This is a genomic window from Antrihabitans cavernicola (genome assembly GCF_008297975.1).
Taxonomy (GTDB): domain Bacteria; phylum Actinomycetota; class Actinomycetes; order Mycobacteriales; family Mycobacteriaceae; genus Antrihabitans; species Antrihabitans cavernicola.
Map to the genome: position 1 here is coordinate 1 of NZ_VLNY01000028.1, position 16765 is coordinate 16765.

Annotated in this window: 16 protein-coding genes; 3 read left to right on the forward strand and 13 right to left on the reverse strand. The window is 64.6% G+C overall.

The genetic code is table 11. The features are described from left to right. The 5 genes from FOY51_RS26315 to FOY51_RS26335 form a co-directional block, all read right to left on the reverse strand. On the reverse strand, positions 1-184 hold a 184-nt coding region (locus FOY51_RS26315), incomplete at its 3' end, for a thiamine pyrophosphate-binding protein (RefSeq protein ID WP_253072999.1). Then, a complete protein-coding gene (locus FOY51_RS26320) occupies positions 184-1818 on the reverse strand; it encodes a GMC family oxidoreductase (RefSeq protein ID WP_149433234.1) in 1635 nt (544 codons plus the stop codon). The genes FOY51_RS26320 and FOY51_RS26315, both read right to left, overlap by 1 nt. After that, complete coding sequence (locus FOY51_RS26325; RefSeq protein ID WP_149433235.1) at positions 1815-2423, reverse strand: gluconate 2-dehydrogenase subunit 3 family protein; 609 nt, start codon at positions 2421-2423, stop codon at positions 1815-1817. The genes FOY51_RS26320 and FOY51_RS26325 overlap by 4 nt, the downstream gene beginning before the upstream one ends. After that, entirely contained in the window at positions 2423-2899 is a 477-nt protein-coding gene (locus FOY51_RS26330) for a hypothetical protein (protein ID WP_235916792.1), read from the reverse strand. The genes FOY51_RS26325 and FOY51_RS26330 overlap by 1 nt, the downstream gene beginning before the upstream one ends. Before the next feature lie 48 nt (positions 2900-2947). Further along, positions 2948-3547, reverse strand: coding sequence for a copper chaperone PCu(A)C domain-containing protein (locus FOY51_RS26335; protein WP_149433236.1), 600 nt, complete (start codon positions 3545-3547; stop codon positions 2948-2950). A 341-nt stretch (positions 3548-3888) separates the two neighbouring features. Here FOY51_RS26335 and FOY51_RS26340 point away from each other — a divergent pair, with 341 nt between their 5' ends. Continuing rightward, on the forward strand, positions 3889-4923 hold the full coding sequence (locus tag FOY51_RS26340) for a tellurite resistance/C4-dicarboxylate transporter family protein (RefSeq protein WP_149433237.1): 1035 nt from the start codon (positions 3889-3891) through the stop codon (positions 4921-4923). 264 nt (positions 4924-5187) lie between these two features. Here the strand turns inward: FOY51_RS26340 and FOY51_RS26345 are convergent, their stop codons facing one another. Next, positions 5188-5478, reverse strand: coding sequence for an aldose epimerase family protein (locus FOY51_RS26345; RefSeq protein WP_149433238.1), 291 nt, complete (start codon positions 5476-5478; stop codon positions 5188-5190). Positions 5479-6039: 561 nt separating this feature from the next. Here FOY51_RS26345 and FOY51_RS26350 point away from each other — a divergent pair. Further along, positions 6040-7527, forward strand: coding sequence for a molybdopterin-dependent oxidoreductase (locus FOY51_RS26350; protein WP_149433239.1), 1488 nt, complete (start codon positions 6040-6042; stop codon positions 7525-7527). Positions 7528-8233: 706 nt separating this feature from the next. Here FOY51_RS26350 and FOY51_RS26360 read toward each other — a convergent pair. The 6 genes from FOY51_RS26360 to FOY51_RS26385 form a co-directional block, all read right to left on the reverse strand. Then, positions 8234-8644, reverse strand: coding sequence for a hypothetical protein (locus FOY51_RS26360; RefSeq protein WP_149433240.1), 411 nt, complete (start codon positions 8642-8644; stop codon positions 8234-8236). Between the two features lie 155 nt (positions 8645-8799). Then, entirely contained in the window at positions 8800-10635 is a 1836-nt protein-coding gene (locus tag FOY51_RS26365) for a phosphoenolpyruvate carboxykinase (GTP) (protein WP_149433241.1), read from the reverse strand. 263 nt (positions 10636-10898) lie between these two features. Further along, positions 10899-11771, reverse strand: a complete 873-nt coding sequence (locus tag FOY51_RS26370) for an alpha/beta hydrolase (RefSeq protein ID WP_187776485.1) — start codon at positions 11769-11771, stop codon at positions 10899-10901. A 249-nt stretch (positions 11772-12020) separates the two neighbouring features. Continuing rightward, complete coding sequence (locus FOY51_RS26375) at positions 12021-12404, reverse strand: hypothetical protein (RefSeq protein WP_149433243.1); 384 nt, start codon at positions 12402-12404, stop codon at positions 12021-12023. Next, positions 12401-13417, reverse strand: a complete 1017-nt coding sequence (locus FOY51_RS26380) for an SDR family oxidoreductase (RefSeq protein ID WP_149433244.1) — start codon at positions 13415-13417, stop codon at positions 12401-12403. The genes FOY51_RS26375 and FOY51_RS26380 overlap by 4 nt, the downstream gene beginning before the upstream one ends. Before the next feature lie 40 nt (positions 13418-13457). After that, entirely contained in the window at positions 13458-15287 is a 1830-nt protein-coding gene (locus tag FOY51_RS26385) for a glycoside hydrolase family 15 protein (protein ID WP_149433245.1), read from the reverse strand. Positions 15288-15409: 122 nt separating this feature from the next. On the opposite strand from FOY51_RS26385, the gene FOY51_RS26390 reads away from it, so the two are divergent. Then, on the forward strand, positions 15410-15907 hold the full coding sequence (locus FOY51_RS26390; protein WP_149433246.1) for a MarR family winged helix-turn-helix transcriptional regulator: 498 nt from the start codon (positions 15410-15412) through the stop codon (positions 15905-15907). A gap of 521 nt (positions 15908-16428) precedes the next feature. Here FOY51_RS26390 and FOY51_RS26395 read toward each other — a convergent pair. Beyond that, on the reverse strand, positions 16429-16722 hold the full coding sequence (locus FOY51_RS26395) for an ANTAR domain-containing protein (RefSeq protein WP_149433247.1): 294 nt from the start codon (positions 16720-16722) through the stop codon (positions 16429-16431). Between the last annotated feature and the right edge of the window lie 43 nt (positions 16723-16765).

Below are 16765 nucleotides of genomic sequence, written 5' to 3' on the forward strand. Positions count from 1 at the left end.
ACCCGACTGCCTCGAACGCGCTCATCTCCTCGTGCCGCGACTGGATGAACTTGGGTTCGTTGTCGGCACGGCCCCAGGCGGCGAGGATGCCGTTGATGCCGTCGCCGGGAAAGGCGAACACGTCGTCGACGCCCCACTCCCGCAATCGCTCCAGCAGGTAGTCGGATACTTTTGTGCTGGTCATCAGGGTGTGCTCCTTCGGTTGACGAGTCGATCGGCGGCGCGGGCGGCGACCGCCATGATGGTCAGCGCCGGGTTGGCGCTGCCCTGGGTCGGCAGGACACTGCCGTCGGTGATGTAGAGGTTGGGGACGGCGAAGCTGCGACACGAAGCGTCGACGACGCCGTGACACTCGTCGGCGGCCATGCGCGCGCCGCCGACCAGGTGGGCGGCACGGTCGATGGTGATGACCTCGTCCGCGCCCGCGGCGCGCAGCAGGTCCTCCATCACCGTTTGTGCCGCGGCCATCAGTGCTTTGTCGTTCTCGCATTGGGTGTAGGAGAACCGGGCGACGGGTTGGCCGTGGCGATCGGTCTCGTCGGCGAGAGTGACGCGATTCTCCGGCTGCGGCAAGAATTCACACAGTGCACCCAGGCACGACCAATGCACATAGTCGCTCATGTATTCCCGCAGCCTCGTACCCCAGTAACCCTGCGCAGCAACGTGTTCTGCCCAGGTAATCGGGAGCGGCGACACGGTTTGAATGGAGAATCCACGCTTGTACGGCTTGGTCGGATCGGTTTCGTAGAACTGCTCGGAACTGACCTCCGGTGGCGGCGCCTTGTACATGCGCACCTCCGCGTCGAAGCGGCCCGCCGTCTGGGGTGCACCTTGGACCATCAGGTACCGGCCGACCTGATCGAAGTCGTTGCACAACCCGTCCGGGAAACGCGCGGATGCCGAATTGAGCAGCAGCCGTGGCGTTTCGATCGAGTACCCGGCGATCGCCACCGTGCGGGCACGTTGGAAATGCTCGACCCCGCCCACGACGTAATGCACTCCCGTGGCAACGCCGGTCTGCGGATCGACAGCGACGCGGGTGACCATCGCGTTCGCACGGACTTCGGCACCATGAGCGAGGGCGTCGGGGATGTGGGTGATCAGCGGGGACGCTTTGGCGTTCACCTTGCACCCTTGCAGACAAAATCCGCGGTAAATGCAGTGCGGACGATTCCCGAAGCGCCCGTTGCTGATTGCGACCGGCCCCACTTTCGCGGTGATGCCCAGCCGCTGCGCGCCGCGCAGGAAGATCTCCCCGTTGCCACCGACGGGGTGCGGGCGCTGCGGATAGCTATGTGGGTCTCCCCACGGCCACTTCTCGCCAGCGACAGGTAGCTCGCCTTCCATGTCGACGTAGTAGGGGCGCAGGTCCTCATAGGCAATCGGCCAGTCCGCACCGACACCGTCACGGCTGTAGGTGTCGAAGTCGCTCGGATGAAACCGCGGCGTGTAGCCCGCGTAGTGCACCATCGATCCGCCGACACCCCGACCGGAGTTGTTGGATCCCAACGGAACCGGATTCTCACCGCCGATCACACGAGGATCGGTCCAGTACAGCTGATGCGAGCCGGCCTCGTCACTGACCCAGTCCGCATCCGGATCCCAAAACGGACCAGCATCGAGCGCCACCACGTTCCATCCGGCCCGGGCGAGGCGTTGCAGCATGGTGGAGCCGCCCGCCCCGCAACCGACGATCACCATGTCGACTTCGTCGTCGTCGCAGAATCGCCGCATGTCGTGGCGCAGCTGGTGATTGGTGCGGCTGCCGTCGTTGGGTAGCAACCAGGCCGATTCGTTGCGCCTGCGGACGTCGGTCATCGCTGGCTCCGTCGAAGCGGGTCGGCGGCGGGCCGCCGATCACGGACCTCATGGCCTTCGCGGCTGTCGACCCCGAGATTCTTGTAGCCGCGTGGGTACGCCGGACCGGCGAAACCGATCTCGTTCCACACATGCGGATGCGAATAGAACGCTGTGCATGCATAGCGGGTCCACAAGCTCCAGGCGTGGGCCGCCGATCGCCCGTGCCAGTCGTCGCTGCCGAGATCTTGGACCGCCTGGATGAGATCGGTTTGCTGAGTGGGGGAGCAGGAGGCGAAGCCCGCACCGAAGCGTGCTCGTGCGTCTGTGTCGAGGTCGGCGAGAGTGTGGCGCCACGACTGAGCGTCGGCCGGCATGTCGTCGTAATGCCAACCGTCTGTTTGTGTCTCGGCCAACCGGGCATCGATCTGTGGCGCAATCGGAACTATCGGCTCTGCCTTTTGACCGAGCAGATGATCGACGAGAGCAGTAGCGATGGTTTCCTCGGCCGGGGTGAAGAACCGAATTTCGGGCGCCATGGCGATACGAGCGAGTACCACGCCGGCCGTGACCGGATCCCACCGACCGGACTGCGAGAGCACGTCGAAGCCCGGAAATCGATCCATCACTGCTCGCGCCGAAGTAGCGCCGCGAGCAAACCCATCCCGCCGACCATCGTCACCAACAGTGGCGCCATCAACGGTGGCCCCATCTCCATGTTGTAACGGAAGTTCGACCAACCGCCCGGCTTCTGCGCGATCCCACGGCCGTGCAGATAGGTGCCCTGCAGGCCGTTCGCGACGATCACCGCCGAGGCCAGCGGCAACGCCGTTTTCGCCATCCGTTTGTCGAGAAATCCGGCCACACCGGCGACCGCGCCCACCGGACCCAGAACCACCGGCCACCACATCATCGTGTTGCCGAAGCTGGCGCTGTCGTGTTCGAAGTAGATCTCCACCGCCGTCACTACCGACCCCACCGCAGTGAGCCCGGCCAGGCTTCTTTCGAAGCGCCCGGTTTCGACATTGCGGACCATCCGGTCGATGCCGTGTACGCCGTCTTGTACCACCGTCGGCGTAAGTCGGTTGCGTGCAAAGCGCATGGAATTCCCCTTCCCGGGACGTGTTCGTGGTCGGTCCACCTGGTTGCGTCAAGCGCCCGTCGCCGGCAACGGTGGCGGCGTCGGGCACGCATCCAGCGCAACGTCGACCGTTGTTGCACCTGCTTTTTCGAATGTGAACGTCAGTGGGACCGTCAGGCCGGGTCGCGCATATTTGTTGGGGTGATTGAGCACTACGTCGATCGGAGTGTCGGGTGCGCTTGCGCCCGTGACCTGTTCGATCGGCTGCCCCGCAGCGAGGGTGGTCTTCGGCGCAATCACCAGTGCGGCCGCCGGCGCGTCGACTGCGACCGAGTTCGCGGCGTCGCTCGCGATGCCGATGAGCCGGTCGGGCGTGGTGGAACTGTTGTTGACGGCAGTGAAAGCAACCCGGATCGGACCGCCGTGTTGTGCGACGCAGGGGCCGGTGGCCGTGGACGGCGTCAGGTAGATGTTGCGTAGCGAGATGTCACCGATGTCGGCGGAGCGACCGTTGACCGCGGCAACCTGCTGCGCTGTCTGACTGATCCGTCCTGCGGAGCAACCAGAGATCGCAAGCGCCGCAAGGGCGGCCAGCGGCACGATCGTGGCGCAGAATGCCGGTCGGCCGGTCAGATGAGCAAAGTAGGGCGGAGTGCGTCCGATTGTCATGTGCTGTCTGTCCTCCTCCGTGTAGTCGAGTGGCAGGGGCGCCTGGTCTCACGCTCCGCAATAATTGCGTTATGGCAAACATATGCGCAACAATTGCGACTCAGCAAGGGCCTGGCGCTACTCCCACAACGAATTCTCAGGAACGCGTCTCGGATTCGAACTCCGCAATTAGTTGCAGTAGCGCAATGCTTGCGGTATGTCGCGTACGATGGGTTTCGGTCGCCTCGGCGGGCGACGTGGCGGACGCGCGCGCCGGTACGGTTCGCCCGAGGGGTTGTCATGCACGCGGGTGAAATGAATACTGTTGCGTCGCGGGGGTTCTCGCAGACGGCGAGACCGCGATGAGCTGGAAGTCGAGGGTCGGTCTCGGGCACATCGCGGTTGTCGGCACAGTGCCACCGGATGTGTTCGCTGTGGTCATGGCCGCGGGCATCTTGTCCATCGCCGCCGCAGATCACGAGTATCGGGCGCTCGCGACGATTCTGGGGCTGCTTGCGTCGGCGATGTTCGCGCTGCTTCTTGTCGTTGCTGTCGTTCGGGTGACGATCGGGCCGTCGGGCAACTGGGCTCGTCGGCGTGACCCTGACGTCGCGCTACGAATGTTCACCTTTGTCGCAGCGTCCGCGGTGCTTGCCACGCGGTGGGGTGCGCATCGCGTAATCGCTTCGACGCTGACAGCTCTCGGTCTCGTCGCGTGGCTGGTGCTGGTTCCGCTGGCGCTGCGCGACGTGCAATCCCGGACACGCAGCAATTTGCTCGATCACGTACATGGGGCCTGGCTGCTCGCCACTGTTGCCACCGAGGGGGTGACGATCACAGCGGCCGATATGTCGGCTCGCACGGGCACCGCGGCGCTGACCGCACTGGCCGCGATCGTCATGGCCGGTGGTGTCCTCGTCTATCCGCTGGTCGCGGGGGCCATCGTGGCGCGCACTGTTTCCGCCAAGCGACATTCCGACACACTCTCGCCCGACATGTGGATTTTGATGGGGGCATTGGCAATCACATCCCTGGCCGCTGATCATGTCCTCGCCGCCGTCGTGGGTGAGGACACCATCGGCTGGCTGGCCGAGGGGCTACCGCCGCTGGCGTGTGCGATGTGGATTGCTGCCACCGCGTGGATTCCGTTGCTGCTGTATGTCGAGATCTGGGAGGTCGAGACCCGAGCTGGGGCGCTGCGGTATCAACGCGTCTGGTGGGCCGCGGTGTTCCCACTGGGAATGTATGCGGCGGCGACGGACGCAACGTCGACGCACCTGCATATCAGGTGGTTGAGCGCGGTGTCAGTGGGCGCCTTCTGGGTTGCCGCGGCGGTGTGGTCGGTGGTCGGGCTCGGACTTGCCCGCCGCACGGTAGGGGCCGCTCGACGACCGTGACGGGGCTGGTGTCGATACAGCTGGGCTCAGTTCGCGCGCTGTCTATTGGTCGGTGAGGTGCACGGCTCGTTCGCTCGCGCACGGGGCGGCGGGTGGCGAAGTCGAACGCGATGCCGGGGACCGGTTCGATGCCGGTCGGGAGCTGCCGTTCGGCATCGGTCGCGATCCGGATGCTTTCGGCAAATTCCAGCCTGCAGGTTTCGGTCGCGCCGACAGCCGAGTTTCCATGACGACGCGGTCCTGAGCGATGGTCTGCCACGATCGTCAACGCAGGAACCCGTGGATTGCGTTGCGCTTGGCGGGTTCGGTGAGTGCTATTAGGTAGTCGGTTCCGTCGAACGTGTAGGTACCGTCACCGAGTCTGTTGGGCCACGGTGCCAACGGGGTGCCGTGCGCACCGTCGCACCTGGCGCCGCGATCGTTAGGGTGCAGCCACGTCTCGGTCGCCCACAGTGTAGGTGCGCACGCCGCCGCCGACTTCGACGATGGTGGCCCGGTGCTCGCCGTGTGTGATCTCGAACTGGTCGCCCGAGGCGGCGGGATCTCGGACGTCATCGCTGGGCCCTTCTGTTCGTCGTTTGCGGCCAGCAAGACCGGGTGCGCCGGAGAGCGAGACTGCCGGCGACCAGGAGGCCGAGCGCGAATCCCGCCAGCACGTATTTCGTTTGTCCTCGGGTGCGGGGGTGTGTCTTCGCGGCTAGTGCTACCGGAGGGAGGTGGCCGTTTTCGGGTCGGGGTGGTCGCGCTCGGTCGAACGCCGAGGCGGTGGCATCCGCGGTCCGGCGGTCGCGGGTGTGGGCTTGCACCTGTTGCGTGCTCGCGCCCGGCCCGAATCCTGCGAGCAGGCCCGCCCTCAGCCGCGACAGCTGAGCCTGAGTGCTGCGCACATCCGGCGCTGGGCGCGGCACCGGGTATCGGCGTCCGCGTGCTGGCTCGGGTACTCCGTCACGGCGTGCCATGATCGCCTCCCGCCGTTTGGATGCCCGAAGAATCGACAACCTCACTTACAGTTTGTGACTAAATTTGCGTTAGCGCAACTATTGCGGTCTGACGACATATGGCGCAAGGTGAAGTAGGTGAGGGGCCAGCCGGAGTCCTCCGATCGAGGAGGTTGTGGTGCCGTCGTACTTTCCGTGGTGGGTCGTGGTCACCCATTTCCTCAACCTGTTCTTCATGCTGCTGCTGATGCGCTCCGGCATCGAGGTGCTCTCGGCGTTTCCGAAGTTGTATTGGAACGATCATTGCCCGCCGGGGCGCGAATGGGCTCGCTTCTCGAAGAAGACGTTCGGAGCGGACTCACGCACACCGTGGAGCAGCCTCGACGAGGAGGAATCCTGGTCGTCGGTGGTGGCGTTGCCGGGTAAGAAGAATCTCGGACTGGGTCGGCACTGGCATTTCATGACGGTCCAGTTCTGGATCCTGACCGGGCTCGTGTACGTGGTGTTGGTGTTCACCACCGGATACTGGCACTACCTCATTCCTACCCACTGGTCGATCGTGCCGGACTCGATCCGCGCGGTGGGCACCTACCTGCACTTTCAGATCCCCCAGAGGATCTCCGGTGAACCGTTCGAGCCCGCGCAGAAACTGACTTATTTCCTGCTGATCTTCGTTCTTGCCCCGTTCCAGATCGCGACCGGCGCAGCCATGTCTCCCACCGTCCTGGCCAGGTTTCCCTGGTACGGCAAGCTGCTGGGCGGAAAACAGGGTGCCCGGAGCCTGCACTTTCTGGGGCTGTGCGCGTTCGCAGCCTTCATCGTGCTGCACGTATTCATGGTGATCGTGCACAACCTGCCGAAGGAGTTCGTCTCGATCGTGCTGGCCGGGCACGGCAGCAGGGCCCTCGCACTGGGCGTCGGGCTGGCCGGCCTGTTCCTGATTCTGCTCTTCCACGTGGTCATCACCTGGTTCTCGTTGCGCTATCGGCGCCGCACGCAACGACTACTCGGTCTTGTCGTGAACCCGTTCGAAAAGGTCATCTCCCGATCGCTGTCCTCGCGCGAGCACTACAGCGCCGATGATCTCTCCCCGTATCACCGGGTCAACGGCTACCCCCCGGTCGGGCAGGACTACGACCGCATGGTCGCCGACGACTTCCGCAACTACCGGCTGACCATCGGCGGACTCGTCGAGAACCCCACCACGCTCTCACTGGCGGAGCTGCGGAAATTGGGCGTGACACGCCAGACTGTCAAGCACAACTGCATTCAGGGCTGGACCGCCGTCGCCGAGTGGGCCGGTGTTCCGTTGGCTGCGGTGCTCGACCGCGTGCGCCCGACCGCCGAGGCGCGTCACATTGTCTTCTACGCGATGGACGACAAGGGACTCACCGAAGGCGAGGGCCGCTACGGCTACTTCTACGGGTCGATTCCCATGTTCCTGGCCTACGACAGCCAGACCATCCTCGCACTGGACATGAACGGCGCCCCGCTACCGGTCGAGCACGGAGCACCCGTACGGCTGCGTATCGAGACGCAGCTCGGCTTCAAGATGGTCAAGTGGATCGTCGGAATCGAATTCGTATCCGACACCGACTCCATCGGGATGGGTATGGGCGGTTGGCGCGAGGACCAACAGTTCTACGCCAACGCGGCCGGTATCTGAATTGCTACGCTCACTCGACCACGACGGCGGCCACGCGATTCCGGTAGGGCCGGTCCGAGTAGTGCAGGCCGGGCGCCGGCGCCTGAACGGATTGGGTTCGCCTCTCCCGTGTAAACCCCTGCGGGTTCCGTGATCATCAGCCAATGCAGGAGGCCCGCATGAGCGGTATCGACAAGGCAAAAGAACAAGCTCGAAGACCTTGATGGTCAGGCAAGAGTAGTGGGAAGACGATCGGTGATACCGAGGTCGAGAACGAAGGCAAGGGTGACCGAGCGAAGTCGAACCTGAAGGATGCGGGCGAAAAGGCCAAAGACGCCTTCAAAGACCGAAGGCTTCTGTTCCGACGGTGGTGCGATAGCGTCGAACGAGCCCAACGATGGCTCGGTGAGTGCGCAGCGGAGTTCTCGCCACTGTCGATGGGCCGCCCGCTCTGCGATGTGTATGCCGTCGACGATCGCCGCCGCCCCTGCCCTGTCGTGTGAACGCAGTCTGCCACGCAAACCTGAGGATCAGCCCGAGCGAGAGCTGTTCGACGATCTACCTGTGGCAAGGACGCTCTTGGCAACCGGAACGCGGGATCAGGGTCGCGCGGGTAACCAGGAATTGGGGTCACCCGCCAACACGTGGAGACCTGCCGGGGGCGAGAGCGAGAGCTTGTGGCCTGCGATGCATTTCTCGCCGGAGATGGGTTGTGCAGCAACAGACCTCAGGCAATGCGGCGTGGCGAATAGTGCTTGGTTCCATCATGATTCGCCGGCCCCGCAGTTCGGATCGACGCTTTCTCACGCGTTGACGTCGTGGCAGCCGTCTCGGCTGGTGGTTCGACGGTGCTCGGTGTGGCGCGTTCGGGGAGACCGGGCAATGCGATCCGAATGGTGATGACGTCGCGTCTTACGGTGATCTCGCTGCTCGCATAGTGCTGTTCCGTGGTGGTCTGTTCGACGAGGCGCCGGATGGTCTTTTCGATGAGGGCGCTGTGCCGTTTGGACAGCACGATGACGGCGAGGGTGTCGGGCTGCAGAATCTCGAGTGCCGAGTACCGGGACACCCGCACGTCGGGGTGTCCCGCGAGTTCGAGATTGGCGATCATGTCTTTGATATCGGCGATAACGGTCATGGTGTTCCTTACCCTTCTTGCAGGTGATTGATGGACGAATGTGCTGCGATGCGAACAAATTCGACAGCAGCGGCCGGCGGGCTCAGCATCGGCATACCGGTCGCGGATTCGAGTTGCGCTCGAGTCCTGCGGATGCCGATGCGCGTGTGGGTCGGTCAGTGAGAGTGCATTCTGCGTTCGAGTGCTTCGAACTCGTCGCGCACACCGGACGGCAGCTTGTCGCCGATGAACTCGAACCACTCCTCGATGAGCGGAATTTCCTTCTTCCACTCCTCGACGTCCACCTTGAGCGACTCGTCGACATCGGCGGCCTCCACGTCGAGGCCCTCGAGGTTGATCTGCGCGGCGGTCGGCACATAGCCCACCGGCGTCGACTCGCCCTCCGCGGCGCCCTCGATGCGGTTCACGATCCACTCCAGCACGCGGGAGTTCTCACCGAATCCGGGCCACAGGAAGCGACCGTCGTCGCCGCGACGGAACCAGTTGACGTAGAAGATCTTCGGGAGCTTCTGCGCGTCGGCGTTCTTGCCCAGGTTGATCCAGTGGTTGACGTAGTCGCCGACGTGGTAGCCGAGGAACGGAATCATCGCCATCGGGTCACGGCGCACCGATCCGACCTTGCCTTCGGCGGCGGCGGTCTGCTCGGAGCTCATCGTCGCGCCCATGAACACGCCGTGCTGCCAGTCCAGCGACTCGGTCACCAACGGAACCGTGGTCTTGCGGCGACCACCGAAGAGGATCGCCGAGATCGGCACACCCTGCGGGTCGTCCCATTCCGGAGCCAGTGTGGGGCACTGCGACATCGGGGTGCAGTAGCGCGAGTTCGGGTGCGCCGCTTTCTCTTCCGACTCGCGATCCCAGTCGTGACCCTTCCAGTCGATCAGGTGGTCGGGGTCGCCTTCGAGACCTTCCCACCAGACGTCACCATTGTCGGTCAGCGCGACGTTGGTGTAGACGGTGTTGCCCGCTTCCACCGTCTTCATCGCATTGGGATTCGACGACCAGTTGGTGCCGGGCGCGACGCCGAAGAAGCCGAACTCCGGGTTCACCGCGTAGAGGCGGCCGTCGTCACCGAAACGCATCCAGGCGATGTCGTCGCCCAAGGTCTCCGCACGCCAGCCGGGGATGGTCGGCTCGATCATCGCGAGGTTGGTCTTGCCGCACGCACTGGGGAAGGCCGCGGCGACGTAGTAGTTCTTGTTCTCCGGGCTGATCAGCTTGAGGATCAGCATGTGCTCGGCCAGCCAGCCCTCGTCGTGGGCCATGGCCGACGCGATGCGCAGCGAGTAGCACTTCTTACCCAGCAGCGCGTTGCCGCCGTAGCCGGAACCGTAGGAGATGATCTCGCGGTCCTCGGGGAAATGGGTGATGTATTTGGTGTCGCTGCAGGGCCACGGCACGTCGGCCTGGCCCTCGGCGAGCGGTGCGCCCACCGAGTGCAGCGCCTTCACGAACGGGCGGTCGGTGCCCAGCTTCTCCAGCGCCGCGGTACCCATCCGGGTCATCACGCGCATCGACACCACGACGTACTCGGAGTCGGTGATCTCGACACCCAGCTTGGGGTCGGCGGCACCGAGCGGGCCCATGCAGAACGGCACCACATACATGGTGCGGCCCTTCATCGCGCCACGGAACAGGTCGGTCAGGGTTGCGCGCATCTCGGTCGGATCGACCCAGTTGTTGGTCGGGCCTGCATCGGCCTCGTTGCGCGAACAGATGTAGGTGCGGGACTCGACGCGTGCGACATCGGTCGGGTCGGACAGCGCGAGGAACGAGTTCGGCTTCTTGTCCGGGTTGAGCTGCTGGAACGTACCCGCGGTCACCAGGTGACTGGTCAGGCGATCCCATTCCTCGTCGGAGCCGTCGGCGAACACAACACGATCCGGTTGTGTGAGCTCGGCAACTTCGCGCACCCACGCAAGCAACTCGGCATGCCGAGTCGGGGCCTGAACGTGAGTGTCGGTGCCGTCTGGGATGGTCGCTGACGTCATTGGGTCCTCCTGGAGTGAGCAAGCCTCGAACGGGTTCATCAAGCCGCAGATCTCGACGATGAGATTGACGGGCGCTAGTTCGCGCGGTTTGCCCAGTTCGTCGGCTACCCACCCGCGTGATGCACCGGCGAATCCCGAAGCAAATCGCAATCATTGCGATACCGCAACTATATTCGTCACCGGCGTGATGCGGCAAGGCTCGTTCGCAATTGCTCAACGAATTCTCAGGGCACCGGGTGACGTGATCTTGTTCGCTGCAAACGTCATGCTCGCCGGTGATGGTGTGAATTGCGTTGCGCTAGGCGGTTCGTCGATTCCAGACCCGTGACGCGACGCACGAATCGGCCTGTGCTGCGCAGCGCTGCCTCACCTTCCGGAGTGATCTTGGCGGAGAGTGGGAAGTCGTGCACCTGGCGGTCCCACACGTGCAACTCGCAGGGTGTGCCTGCTTCGATCAGACGCTGGGCCATCATTTCGGCGTCGGCGCGGAGCAGTTCGTTTTCGCCGACGTGGATCAGTACGGGTGGCATCCCGGAGAGGTCTTGTTCCACGGGCGAGAGCAGCGGTCCGGCTGTGCAGTCCACGCTGACGGCTGCCTGCGAGGTCTCGATGTGTTTCGCCAATGCGACCACGGCATCGTGGGAGAACATGGTGTTGTCCGAGTTGGCCGAGTCGGCGACCTTGTGCGCGATGTCGGCGTCGGTCAGCGGAGAGAACACGGCGAGACCGGCCGGCGCGGGAATGTTTTCGTTCAACAGTTGCAAAGCTGTCATGAAGACCAGGTAACCGCCTGCCGAGTCGCCGCAGATGGTGATGTCGGCGGAGCCGTAACCGATGTCGAGCAGGTGGCGGTAGCCGTCCAGGCAATCCTGGAGAGCGGTGGTGACGGGATGGCCCGGCAGCATCCGGTATTCGACGTTGAGTGCTGGCGCGCCGCTGAATTTCGACAATCGTGCCACTGTGCCTCGGTGTGTGTTGAGTCCGCAGGCGATGAATGCGCCGCCGTGTAGATACAGGATCGCTCGAGAGGTGTCGGCGCCGTCGGCGCGAACCCATTCCCCCTCGCACTGGGGAAGCTGCACCGGCAGCACCGAAGTCCGTGCCGGAGCGGGCAGCCACGCTGCTACCCGATCCACGATCGACGGCCAAGCACGTTGCGTGTTGTGTGCCCACACACCGAGCGCGGGTCTGATCAGACGTGAAGCGAAGACCGATACCAGCTTCGACTGGGCAGACGCGCCATGGTGCCACTCCCGTACGAAGAGCGGCGTGAGGTCAGCCCCTGCGACACGCTTTCGAGGCGTGGTTGTCTCCAGAGTTTGGTCGGGCAAGGAGATGGGTGGAGTCGAAGAATAGTTCGGCATCTCTCGGATACCTCCGTGTGGTCATAGCGTCGGGTCGTGCGGCGACCGTGGTCCTTTCGGCGCAATGCGTGTCTGGTGGCGAGTTGTTGCGGCATATCCCGCGGCCGCGAAGCCGGAAGCGACGACGGCGTCGGCGAGGGCGGGTCGGCGACGCGGTTCATCGATTGCGGCGAGGCCCGCCATGCTGGCCGCGTGGATGATGTCGACCGCTGTGCTGGCAACGCGAAGGCGGTGTGAGGACTGCCGTCCGGTCGCGGCGGCCTGGACGAGTTGGCGTGCGCCGAGGATGCGGGCGACGAGGTTGTCGCGACCGTCGAGTGGGCCCGCCGCCGTCCGTGCAACGCGGTGCGGGGCGAGGAGCAGGACGACGCCCCATCCCGCTCGGATCCATGACAACGTAGTCATCGACGCGCCCGTCCCATCGCCAGTGCTGTGGCGCCTGCCAGCAGACCGGCTGCTGCGCCGATCAGGCCGTGGTGGTGCGATGCCCACAGTTGCGGGCTGATGCCCACCGATTTGTTGTCGAAGATGCCGTGCGCCCCGAAGTCTCGGGCGTTTGTGCCGTCGGCCGGTTCCCAGAGGTTCACCGGTGCGTCCGGTGGCTGCGGTTGGTCGGTTTGTTGGGAGGCGAATCCGGTCCGGGCCAGGTATCGATCGAGCAGGCCGGGTGCGATCGCGTTGGCGATGAGTGTTCCGGCTGTGCTTGCGCCGACCCAGTACTCGCGTCGCGCAGGATGATCTGCCGCATGGAGTACGCCGCGGGCGGCGACTTCGGGTTGATAGATCGGCGGAACCGGTTGAGCTTGATTGGGAAGCCTGGAGAGCACCCAGGAGAACTGTGGGGTGTTGACCGCGGGCATCTGCACCATCGTCACCCGTACGCTGCTGTTCTCGTGCAACAGTTCACAACGCAATGACTCGTGGAAGCCCTGGATGGCGTGTTTGGCGCCGCAGTAGGCGCTCTGCAACGGGATACCGCGGTACGCGAGCGCGGAGCCGACCTGGACGATGGTCCCGGCGTTGCGTGGGCGCATTCGTCGCAGCGCCGCCATGGTGGCGTACACGTACCCCAGGTAGCTCACCTCGGTGACCCGCTTGTATTCCTGCGCGGTGATCTCGGTGAACGGGGAGAACACGGAGGTGAAGGCGACGTTGACCCACACGTCGATCGGTCCGAACGTCTCTTCAGTCAGGGCGGCTGCCGCCTCGACCTGATCGGGGTCGGAGACGTCGGTCGGTATCTGGAGGGCGACGCCGCCGCCTGCACGCACGTCGGCTGCGGCGCCGGCGAGGCCGGTTTCGCCTCGCGCGATCAGCGCAACGTGCGCGCCGCGGGCACCGAATGCTTTCGCGGTGGCGCGGCCGATACCGCCGCTCGCGCCGGTGACGACGACGACCTGATGTGGCTTGTGCGGCATGCTGTGCTCCTCGGTGTAGTGCTACGCGGTGGCGGAAAGCTCATGGTTGGGGCCACGGTTGGGTGAGTCGGTGGGCTGATTCGAAGAAGACGGCGTGGACGAAGGCCTGCGGGAGATTGCCGCGTAGTTGGCGTTGCCCGATGTCGTATTCCTCGGTGAAGAGCCCGGGTGGCCCGCACGCGGCGCGGTTGCGTTCGAACCAGCGAAGCGCGGCGAGTTCGTTGCCTTGTTGGTGATCGGCGAGTGCCATCAGGAAGCCGCACAGCGAAAACGCGCCTTCCGATTCGGCAAGCGGACGATCGTCTTGCCGGAACCGGTACACATAGCCCTCGTCGCTCAGGTCGGTGCGTACCGCCTCGAGTGTTGCTCGGGTTCGTGGATCATCGGCCGGGACAGCGCCCCGGATTGCAGGCATCAACAGGGCGGCGTCGACGCGGGGATCCTCGGGGCTTCGTTGCCAGCGCCCCGAGGGGTGTCGGCAGTCCCGTGTGGTGTCGGCTACGAGCATGTCGGCCATTTGGTTCCACTCCGCGTTCTGACGGGCAGGCGCAAGGGCAGCGGCCGCGCGAAGTCCGGCCGCGCAGGCAAGTCGGGAATGCGCCCAGCGAGCGTTGTCGAGCTCCCAAATACCGGCATCCGGTTCGCCCCATCGTTTCTCGATCGCGTCGACCGTGGCTTCGACCGCCCGCCACTGCTCGGCGTCGAGGCAGTCCAGTCGCCCCGCCGCAGCGAACAGCAACAGCGCCTCACCGAACGCGTCGAGTTGGAATTGGTCGTTGACCCAGTTGCCGGTCTTGGCACTCCCACCGGGATACCCGGGCAGATTCAGGGTGTGTTCGTCGGGGACCGCGCCACCGGTGATGGTGTAGGCGGGTTTGAGGGTCGGGCCGTCGTCGAGGATGCGCGCGGCAACGAACGCGACGGCGTCGTCGAGGAGCGGATACGCGCCGGCGGCGGCGATCGCCTGACCGGCGTAGCACTGGTCGCGGATCCAGGAGTAGCGGTAGTCGTAGTTGCGGCCCTGTTCAGCGCGTTCGGGCAGCGACATGGTGGCCGCGGCCACCATGCCGCCTCCGGCGCTGGTCATGCCTCGCAATACGGCGTACGAGTGTTGGGTATCACGGTCGGCGAGAGTGCCCGCGAAATCGGGGACCGCGGCCTCCCAGGCCTGTTCGGTTGCTCGCCACGCGATCGCGGGATCGACGCTGGCGTGGGGGAGCGGCCGGTCCGCCAGTTCCAACACCAAATCGTGGCAACGGCCTTCGGCGACGTCGATAACGGTCTCCAGGGTGCCGTCGGCCAACGTGCGCGTTGTTCCGGCCCCGGTCCACCGCAACCGGAGCGAACCGCTCCGGGCGGTGACAACCCCGTCTCGACTGGACACTTGCTGCATCCGATGTTCACCGAATTCGGCCCGGGCGTTCAGTGTCACTCGCACCTGGGCGTCACCCTCGACCGCAACGATGCGGCGCAGCACAACTGCGGTGTTCGGATCCCCCGGGAAGGCGAGGGCCTCTCGGCATTCGATGATTCCGGTGTCGGTGACCCACCTCGACCGCCAGATCAGCGACCGGTCCTCGTAGTGGCCGCCCCAGACGAACCGCACGTGTGCTGGTGTGACCGCATATCCGCCGGTCCCTCCGATCAGGGCGGAGAACACCGCCGACGAGTCCCACCGCGGCGCGCACATCCACACGAAATCCCCGCGTGGGCCGACCAGGATCCCGCGTTCGCCGTCGGCGAGAAGGGCGTATTCACGTAGAACGTGGGGTGCGAACGCTGTTGCTGCCGAAAGATATTCGGTGGGGGGGCGGTCAGTCGGTGTGGCTGTGGCATCGATCGAGCCAGCGACTATGGGTCCGATGGTCATGCGCGGTCCGTCCTCCTGGAAGTCGAGTAAAGATGGAGACGCTCAATCAGCGCAATAATTGCGCTACCGCAACTATATACGCAATTGTTGCGGTACAGCAAGCGCTCGGTGATAATCACACAATGAACTCTCAGGAACGACTCGACGCGGACATGCGCGCCACCGAAGCGCAGATCGACGCGATGATGCAGGCCGCGCGGGCGCTGATCGGCATTGCCGCACAGTCGGTGGCCGAGGTCGAGGATCAGGTCACGCTGCCCCAGTTGAGGGTGTTGGTGTTGGTCGAGAGCCGCGGAACCTTGAACCTCAACAGGTTGGCCGAAGCGATGGGAATTCATCCGTCCAACGCCACCCGGGCATGCGATCGGCTGGTCGCTATCGGGTTGTTGCAGCGCCGGGAGTCGGCGACGGACCGACGTAACTTGGTACTCGAATTGACCGACCGTGGTAAGGATCTGGTGGATTCCGTGATCGCGCACCGCCGCGTGGTCATTGCCGACGTGCTGTCGCGCGTACCCGAGCGTCGTCGGCGTGGACTTGCAACGGCGATGACGGCATTCGCCGACGGTGCCGGGGAGGCCTTCGCTGACAACGCATGGAAGTTGGGTTGGCCGAGCTGAGTCAGCACCCAGCTTGGCGAGAACCTCAGTTCGGGTGCTGGCTCCGCTATGTGGCTATTTCGGCGATGGTAGCCGCAGGCACGACTCGATCACGCGGAAGGCATTCTCGATTCTCATCGCTACGCCTCGGTATCGGGAGGAGCTGGCGTTCGAGGAGCTGCCGCAGATCACCTAGCTGCCGTGGGATGGGCCACTGCGCGGGGGAGCCGCGATCACATCTGACCGGAGTTGCCAGTAGCTGCGAGTCGTCGCGGACAATTACCGAGCACAACGCCCGATGATCAAGTACGCCAACGCGATTCCTTCGGGTCCCGCGATCGATTGCGGCGATCCTGCGACGGTTCACCCTCACCACCTCACGCCCGGTCTGCGCAGCGATGCTCGACGTGAGCACGCGGGAGGTGAGGTAACGGCTCCTTGCGTACCCCGGAACCCTTGGTGTGCAACCATTTTCCGACTGGCATTGCGGGTTCTCGACCGCGGAGTTCGGTCACCGGTGTGGGTCTAGATCGGGTGCAGGTCTAGATCGGGTGGGGGACGTCGCCGGGGCGCTGGTGCAGTAGTTCACCCCATTCTGTGGTCGCGGCCTGCTCGCTTCCCGTGGATGCCGACCGGCTCGAATCGCCGGTTGCCACCCTCACCAGGGCTCTGGCCATCTGCAGAACGCCGAGGTGGTGTCGGCGTGCGGCGTCGAGGAGTTCCTCGAATGCGAGCTCTTCCCGACACCGACGCGAAGCGATGAGAATGCCCTCCGCCTGATCGAGCACGACCCGACCGGACAGCAACGCCACCCGATCCACTTTCGGTCTTTGCATAACGATCCCTTCGGTCCAACTGCTGAGGCAGACGCTGTTCATG